The following is a 7,712-nucleotide window of genomic DNA, read 5'->3' as shown; positions in this document are numbered from 1 at the left end:
AGACTCCGCCCACCCCGCAGACGGAGCAGCCGCCCGTCCTGGCCGAGACCGGCAGCGAGGGCACGCTGGGCGCCGCGGCCGCGGGTGCCGTGCTGATCGCCGGCGGAGCGATCCTGTACCGCAGGGGCCGGGCCACCGCCACGCGCTGATCCCCGCTCCACCCCGACGCCCCCGGCCGCCCGCATGGGCCACCGGGGGCGTCGTCGTGGCCGCGTCCCTCGTCAGTGGCTGCCCGCCCGGTCGCCCCCCGGGCGGTCCGGCTGTCCCGCACGGTCGGCCCGCGGCGCGCCCGCCTGGCGCACCACACGGGCGCGGGCCGGGGCCTCGTCCGACGCGTGCGCGCGCCGGCTGCGCGCGCGGTCCAGCACCCGGCCGGTCACGTGGCGGCCCCACAGGGTCCACAGGGCCCGGCCCGGCGCCCGGTCGTCGGGGGCGTGCCAGGCCAGCTCCCGCCCGTCGGGCGCCGGCCGCAGCGCGCTCAGCGGCGCGTAGTTCTCCACCACGAAGGTCCGCCCCGGCCGCGGCGCGCCGTCCGGCAGGGCCCGGTGGGTCAGATCCAGGTGCAGGGCCCGTACGACGTCCAGCCCGGCGGAGTCGGTGAAGAGCCGGAACTGCGCGCCGGGACGCGGGTTGAAGTCGAGCAGGTGGTAGTCGCCCGTCGCACCGCAGCGGCGGAAGTCGAGGTCGAAGACGCCCCGGTAGCCCAACGCCCCGGTGACCCGCTCGGCGAGCGTCCGCACCTGCGGGTTGGGCGTCCAGCGGCCCACCGCGGTCAGACCGGCACCGCGCGGCCTGGCCCGGGTCTTGCGGCCCGGGCCACCCGCCCGGACCGTGCCCGAGCGGTCGGCGTACCCGTGGAAGAACCAGTCGCGGTCCGGCCCCGGCGGCAGGAACGCCTGGAGCAGCAGCCGGCTCCCCGCCTCCTCGGCCCGCCGGTACAGCTCCCCGGCCTCCCGCGCCGAGCGCACCAGCACCGTGCTGCGCAGCCCGCCGCCCGGGGGCACCAGCCAGGGGCGGCTCCACTTCGCCACCACCGGCAGACCCAGCCGCCAAGCGGCCCGCGCCGCCTCCGCCGGTCCGTCCGGGACCAGCGTCTCGGGGTGCGGCACGCCCAGGGAGGCGCACACCCCGGCCAGCTCCGCCTTGTCGGCGACCCGTCCGGGCAGGTCGCCCGGCTGGTCCGGCAGCAGATACGCCGGCACCAGCTCGGCCCGCGCCCGGCCCACCGCCACGGCACACGCGTCGTCCATCGGGATCAGTACGGCGGGACGCTCGATCCGTGCCGCCACCCGGCGCAGGACCGCCGTGATGTCGGCGGGCGACGCGCCGGGCGGCGGGGGAGTGTGCAGCCCCGTCACGTAGCGGGAGGCGCGCAGGGGGCTGCGCGCGCAGTCCGCGACCACGTGCACGTCCACTCCGGCCCGACCGAGCGAACGCACGGCGCCAAGCGTTCCGTGGTGAAAGGGATTCCGGTCGGTCCGCAGCAGGACGGCGGGGACGCGGGTGTCGAACAGCGACACGGGAAACTTCCTTCGTCTTCGAATCGGTTCACCGGTGCGGGCGATCGGCGCACTCGAAAGCCGTAGCGGCAGTGGCGTGATGGCATTTCATATGACTGAGTGTCAGTAACGGAGCGGAATTCACGGCGAGGAATGGAGCCGGTATGGCCGTACGGCATTCACGGAACCGGTCCAGGCGGCCGGCGGGCGTCGCGGCGGCGGTCGCGCTGGCGGCGCTGGTGGCCGCGGCGGGCCCCACGACCGCCGCCGAACCGACCCCGCCGGCACCCGCGCCCGCGGCCCCGGCACCCGGAGCCCCGGCGAAGAAGCCCGCCGCCACCCCCGCGTTCGGCGCGTACCTGGACTACGGGCCGCGCGGCGTGGCCCGGATGGCCGGCCTCAGCCAGTGGCTGGGCGACGCCGAACTGCGCGTCGGCCACACCTATCTGCCCGGCGACCGCTGGAGCAACATCGAGGGCGCCCCCACCTTCCTCGACGCGTGGGCCGACTGGCGCACCCGCAAGGCGGACCGGATGTTCGTCCTCAACGTGCCCATGATGGAGCGCAACGAGGAAGGGGTCGGCGACGACGAGGTGCGCGCACTGCTGCGCCGGGGCGCCGCCGGGGAGTTCGACCACCACTTCCGCGCCCTCGCCGAACGGCTCGTCGAACTCAAGGTCCCGGACACGGTCCTGGTGCTCGGCTGGGAGATGAACGGCATCACCTACACCCACCGGTGCGGGCCGGACCCGGAGGCCTGGAAGACGTACTGGAAGCGGATCGTCACCACCATGCGGGCGGTACCCGGCCAGAAGTTCCGGTTCGACTACACGCCGAGCCGCGGCCGGGACGCCGTCCCCTGGACGACGTGCTATCCGGGGGACGAGACGGTCGACATCATCGGCATGGACTCCTACGACCAGCCACGCGGAATGACGTTCGACGAACAGGTGAAGGAACCCTACGGACTCCAGGCGCACGTCGACTTCGCGAAGAAGCACGGAAAGCCCGTCTCCTATCCGGAATGGGGGCTGTTCCGCAACGGCGACAACGCCGAGTACATGCGGCGCATGCTGGCCTGGATGGACGAGCACAAGCCCGTCTACAACACGGTCACCGACTACTGCCCGCACGGCGTGTGGCAGTGCGACGACAATCCCCGCTCCACCGCCGTCTACCGGTCCGTGCTCTTCGGCCGCACCGACGAGCCCGCACCCGGGACCCCGGAGCCCACCGCACCCGCGACGCCCACCGCGCCGCCCGTGCCCGCGGCGCCGGAGACCACGACCCGGCCGCCGGCCGGCTGCTCGCCGCTGGAGCTGGGCGACTGGGTCGAGTACTGGCTCGGCGGGAAGCTCTGCATGCGCCTCGACTGGTACTCGCGCGACGAGTAGCGGTACGCGACGGTGGCGGCCGGCCTCGTCAGGTGCCGCCGCCACCGTCGCCCTCCTTCCGCTCCGGGCGCCGCAGCAGCGCCTTGCCTCGCCGTCGCGCGGCGGCGTCGCCGAGGGCCGCCGCGAGCAGCGGGGCGGTGCGCCGGCGGGCCAGCAGCAGCCGCTGGTTGGACACCGCCTCCGGGCGCCAGTGGTGCTTGTACGGCTCGTTGCCCCGCAGCAGGCTGAGCGTGCCGCGCCCCGGCTGCCGGGTGTGCTCGGCGCACGCGTCCAGCAGCATCACCGCCACGTCCGCCCTGCGCTCCCGCAACCGGGGGTGGGCGCCGTACAGGTAGCCGCCGGCCAGCCGGCGGCTCAGCAGCGTCACGTCCACGGCCACCACCTCGTCGTCCATCCGGAACTCGGTGACCACCGCGTCCCCGGCACACACCATCGGCCGTACCGCCCGCACCAGGTGGTCACGGAACCGCGGCTTGAGGTGCTCGCCGGTCACCTTCCGGCCCTGCCACTGCAACCGGTGCAGTTCGAGCAGCCGCCGCAGTGCCGCGTCGACCTCGTCGGGCAGGACCGTCCGGCTCTTGACGCCGAGCGAGTCCAGCCGGCGCAGCTGGGCACGGACCCGCTGGCGGGCCTTGCCCGAGGGCAGCCGGGCGACCAGTTCGTCCATGGGGAGGGCGGGCAGCTCCAGGCAGAGCGAGTCGGCCAGTCGGCGGCGGGGACCGCGCCAGCGCTCGTAGACCCGCTCGGCGGCGGCGCCCGGCCGTACCTCGCGCAGGTCGACCAGCGCGGTGCGGGCGGCCCGGGACAGGCCCGCGGTGAGCGCGGCCACCGCGTCCGGGCCGCGCTCGTCGTCCAGCAGGACGTCGCCGTAGTCGGAGATCGCCCCGCCCAGCGGCACCAGGGCGGGTACCGGACGCCGGACGAGCGTCAGCGGTGCGGCGGCGACCAGGTCACGGCCGTCGCGGGCCAGCACCAGCCGCAGCCGGCCGCGCGTGCCGTACGAACGCCACCACGCGTGCAGCCAGGCGTGGCTCTGGAACGGGGTCGCGGACGCGCACCGGGCGTGGAGACGCGCCCACTGCGGCGCCAGGTCGGCGAAGTGCGCCTCGTCGGTGACCAGTTCGGTCGTGCAGGCGGCCGGCGGCGCGGTCGTGCGCGCCCTCGTGTCCGTCACAGCTGCCCGCGGACGCCGGCCGCCGAGGCGGGTCCGGGCACGGCCGCCGTCGTGCGGCCGGCGTCCGCCGCGGCACGGCGCGGGCGGGCCAGCAGGGCCAGCCCGCCGAGCAGCCCGCCCGCGCTCGCCCCCACCAGGGCGGTCACCGTGGCGGACGCGGAGGACGTCTCGGTCGGCTTGGTGGCCCGTGCGAACTGCCGCAGCTCCACGTGGGTGTCGTCGACGGAGGCCGCCGCGTGCCGCGTCAGCGCGCGGGCGACCGCGTTGGCCATGTCGGCGGCCTCCTCCGGGTCGGCGGAGGTGGCCGTCACGGAGACCATCGGCGCGTCCGGCGAGGTGGCCGTGCGCACGCTCTCCTCCAGCCGGGCCACCGGCACGTCCGCCCACATCTGCGCGTCCCCGAGCACCGCGAGCTGCGTGGCGACCCGCCCGTAGGCCTGCGCGAAGCCCAGCGCGGACGCCGGGTCGGACTTGTCGGTGGGGACGGCGACGACGTAGCCGGTCGCCGTGTACTGCGGGGTGGCGAGCAGGCCGTAGCCGGCGCCGAGCAGCCCGCCGGCCAGGACACCGGCCGCCAGCGGCGACCAGGGCGGCAGCGACCGCAGGCGGCCCCGGACGCGGTGCAGGGCGGCCCGTGTGCGGCGCGGGCGGGCGGGCGGCCCGGCCTCGGGCTCCGCCGAGGGCTGGGCCGGGGACTGGGTGAGGGGCTCGGTCATGTGGAACTGACTCCCTGGGGTGCCGGGGACAACGGGTGCGTGAGGGTGGTCGCGTACACGTCCATCAGCCGGGCGGCGCTGCGGGTGACGCAGTAGTGGCGGGCGGCCTCCGGAGCAGTGCGCGGCCCGGGGCCGGGCCCGGCGCCGGCCCGGACCTCGGCGAGGGCGCGGGCGAAGTCCCCGGCGCCGCCGGTGACCCGCCGGGCGGTGGGCGCGTGCCCGGACGGCAGGTCCTCGATCGCCGGGCAGGACGCGTACAGCACCGGGAGCCCCGATGCGAGGCCCTCCACGACCGCCAGGCCGAAGGCCTCCTCCGGCGAGGGCGACGCGAGGACGTCCATCGCGGCGGCCAGCGAGGGCAGGTCGGGCCCGGGGGAGCCGTCGGGGACGTAGGGACGTTCGCCGGTGAGCAGGACGCGGTCGGCGACGCCGGCCTCGCGGGCGGTGCGCCGCAGCACGTGCTCCTCGGGCCCGCCGCCGACCAGCAGCAGCCAGCAGTCGTCCGGGAGTTCGGCCAGCGCCCGGACCAGAACGTCGAACCGCTTGGCCGAGGTCAGCCGGCCGACGCCGCCGATCACGTACGCGCCCTCCGGCAGGCCCAGGCGGCGGCGGGTGCGCAGGCGCTGGACCGGATCGAACCGGAAGCGGGCCAGGTCGATGCCGTTGGGCACCACCTCGATGCGGGGCGCGGGCACCCCCCACCGCTTCAGCCGGTCGGCGACGGTGGGGGAGACGGCGACGGTGGCGCTGCCCAGCCGCTCCCCGGCCAGGTACAGGGCGCGGACGCCCGGGGTGAGCGGGCGGCCCTCCATCTGGGAGTCGCCGAGGGAGTGTTCGGTGGCGACGACGGCGCGTACGCCGGCCAGCCGGGCGGCGAGACGTCCGTACAGGCAGGCGCGGTAGAGGTGGGTGTGCACGAGGTCGTAGCCGCCGGCGCGGATGAGGCGGGCCAGCCGGGGCAGCGCGGCCAGGTCGCGGTTGCCGGTCATGCCGAGGTGGACGACCCGGACGCCGTCGGCCAGCAGCCCGTCGGCGACCGGGCCGGGGTTGGTGAGCGTTACGACGTCGCAGTCGACCGGCAGATGCCGCAGCAGCAGCCGGAGCTGCTGCTCGGCGCCGCCCACGCCGAGGCCGGTGATGATGTGCAGCGCCTTGAGGTCCGGCACGTCAGACCCCCGCCACGGGACGGCGGCGCAGACGGTGCAGCCGCGTCTTCAGCAGCAGCCGCACGGACGTGTCGTTCTGCCCCACGTGCACCCGCGGCACCGCGTACGGGCCGGTCAGCGGGCCGGGGTCGATGGCGCAGGCGTAGCCGTACCCGGCGGTGCGCACGGCGTCGGCGGCTCGGGCGTCCACGGTGCCGTACGGGTAGCAGAAGCCGGTGACGGGAGCGCCGGTCAACTCCGTGAGCAGCGCCCGGCTCTCGGCGGTCTCGGCGCTCAGCGCGGCGTCGTCCGCCCGGGTCAGGTCGATGTGGGTGAGCCCGTGCGAACCGATCTCGACGCCCTCGGCGGCGGCCTGCCGGATGCCGTCGGCGGTCAGCAGCGGCTTGCGCGGGCCCAGCGGGTCCCAGGCGTTGAACCCGCCGAGCCGTCCCGGCAGGACGAACAGGGTGGCTCCGCAGCCCCAGCGGCGCAGACACGGCAGGGCGCGTTCGACGAAGTCGGCGTACCCGTCGTCGAAGGTCAGCCCCACCAGGTCCCGGCCCTCGCCGCGGGCCCGGGCGGCGAGCAGTTCGGTCATGGACACACCGCGCAGCCCGCGCCGCCGCAGCCAGCCGAGCTGCGCGTCCAGCCGGCCGGGCGTGACCGTGACGCGGTACGGATCGTCCGTGGCGTCGCCGACGGAGTGGTACATCGCCACCCAGGGGACGGAGCCGGGGCGCGGACGGGCGCCGGTGCGGGTGTCAACGGGATCTACGGAAGCCGAAGCGGCCATGCGGAATCCTTCGTGTGACGGAGCGGACGGACAGGAGGGCGGGGCGCACGCCCTGGACGCCCAGCACCAGGCCGAGCAGGGCGAAGACACCGCAGACGGTCACGACGCCCGCGCTGAGCGCGAGGGCCGCGCGGACGCCGGTGGAGAGGGCGGGGGAGGTGGCGAGGCCGCTCACCGCGCCCGCGGCCCACGCGCCCGCGCCGGTAGCCGCGGCGGCCGCCAGCACCGGCCGGGCCAGGTCGCCCAGGACCCGCCGGACCCGGACCGGGACGCTGCGCGGGCCCATCCCGGCGAGCAGCAGGGCCCCGGTGACGATGATGCCGGCGGCGTTGGCGGCGGCGATGCCGGTCACGCCCCACGGGCCGACGGCCCATGCGCCGACGCCGGCGGTGGCCGCGATGCCGACGGCCATCGCGCCGAGCGGGTACCAGGAGGCGCGGCCCGCCGAGAAGTAGGACCGGGCCAGCGCGCCCACCACGGTCTGCCCGAGCAGTCCGAGGGCGTACACGCGCATGACGCCCGCGGTCGCCGCCGTGTCGGCCGCCGTGAAGGCGCCGCGCTGGAAGAGCAGTTCGATCATCTGCGGTGCGCAGGCGACCACCGTGGCGGCGCCGAGGAGCACCAGGCAGGCAGCCAGCGCCACGTCCCGCTCGACCCGCTCGCGGGCCCGTTCGGTGTCGCCGTCGGCCATGGCGCGCGCCACCACCGGGAAGGTGACCGTGCACAGCATCAGCGACAGCGTCATCGGGATCTGCGCCACCTTCTGCGCGTAGTTCAGGTGCGAGATGGCACCGGCGGGGAGCCCGGAGGCGAGGAAGCGCTCGATGAGGATCTGCGACTGCCGGCACACCGCGAAGAGCAGCACGGTGGTGAACAGGGCGAGGGCGAGCGGACGGGCCGGGTCCCCGGCGTCCGCGAGCCGCTCGCCCGCGTCGCGGCGCCGCAACTGCCGCAGCAGCGACGGCAGCTGCGCCGCCACCATCAGCAGACC

At 76.3% G+C, this 7,712-nt stretch carries 8 protein-coding genes; 2 read left to right on the top strand and 6 right to left on the bottom strand.

All coding sequences use genetic code 11. The features are described from left to right. Window positions 1-38: 38 nt before the first annotated feature. Window positions 39-149 carry an LPXTG cell wall anchor domain-containing protein gene (locus DMH12_RS40600; RefSeq protein ID WP_399190001.1) on the top strand — a complete coding sequence of 37 codons (111 nt, stop codon included), beginning with the start codon at window positions 39-41 and terminating at the stop codon, window positions 147-149. A 72-nt stretch (window positions 150-221) separates the two neighbouring features. Here DMH12_RS40600 and DMH12_RS35625 read toward each other — a convergent pair whose 3' ends face one another. Then, window positions 222-1,520, bottom strand: coding sequence for an ATP-grasp domain-containing protein (locus tag DMH12_RS35625; protein WP_125495448.1), 1,299 nt, complete (start codon window positions 1,518-1,520; stop codon window positions 222-224). Between the two features lie 143 nt (window positions 1,521-1,663). Between DMH12_RS35625 and DMH12_RS35620 the strand changes: the two genes are divergently transcribed. Further along, a complete protein-coding gene (locus DMH12_RS35620) occupies window positions 1,664-2,893 on the top strand; it encodes a glycoside hydrolase family 26 protein (RefSeq protein ID WP_125495447.1) in 1,230 nt (409 codons plus the stop codon). 28 nt (window positions 2,894-2,921) lie between these two features. Here the strand turns inward: DMH12_RS35620 and DMH12_RS35615 are convergent, their stop codons facing one another. From DMH12_RS35615 to DMH12_RS35595, 5 genes are all read right to left on the bottom strand, one after another. Beyond that, the gene (locus DMH12_RS35615) at window positions 2,922-4,067 is read right to left on the bottom strand and encodes a GNAT family N-acetyltransferase (RefSeq protein ID WP_125495446.1); all 1,146 of its coding nucleotides are present in this window, start codon (window positions 4,065-4,067) and stop codon (window positions 2,922-2,924) included. After that, on the bottom strand, window positions 4,064-4,783 hold the full coding sequence (locus tag DMH12_RS35610) for a lipopolysaccharide biosynthesis protein (RefSeq protein WP_125495445.1): 720 nt from the start codon (window positions 4,781-4,783) through the stop codon (window positions 4,064-4,066). Before DMH12_RS35610 ends, DMH12_RS35615 begins: the two co-directional genes overlap by 4 nt. After that, a complete protein-coding gene (locus tag DMH12_RS35605) occupies window positions 4,780-5,949 on the bottom strand; it encodes a glycosyltransferase (RefSeq protein WP_125495444.1) in 1,170 nt (389 codons plus the stop codon). The genes DMH12_RS35610 and DMH12_RS35605 overlap by 4 nt, the downstream gene beginning before the upstream one ends. A gap of 1 nt (window position 5,950) precedes the next feature. Next, complete coding sequence (locus DMH12_RS35600; protein ID WP_260474464.1) at window positions 5,951-6,721, bottom strand: polysaccharide deacetylase family protein; 771 nt, start codon at window positions 6,719-6,721, stop codon at window positions 5,951-5,953. Next, window positions 6,690-7,712 (bottom strand): lipid II flippase MurJ (locus DMH12_RS35595; protein WP_312023993.1); only part of this gene is annotated, 1,023 nt, incomplete at its 5' end. The genes DMH12_RS35600 and DMH12_RS35595, both read right to left, overlap by 32 nt.

It is taken from the genome of Streptomyces sp. WAC 04229, assembly GCF_003947455.1.
Classification (GTDB): domain Bacteria; phylum Actinomycetota; class Actinomycetes; order Streptomycetales; family Streptomycetaceae; genus Streptomyces.
Note: the sequence above shows the minus strand (reverse complement) of the source record. Positions and strands in the feature narration are given on the sequence as shown.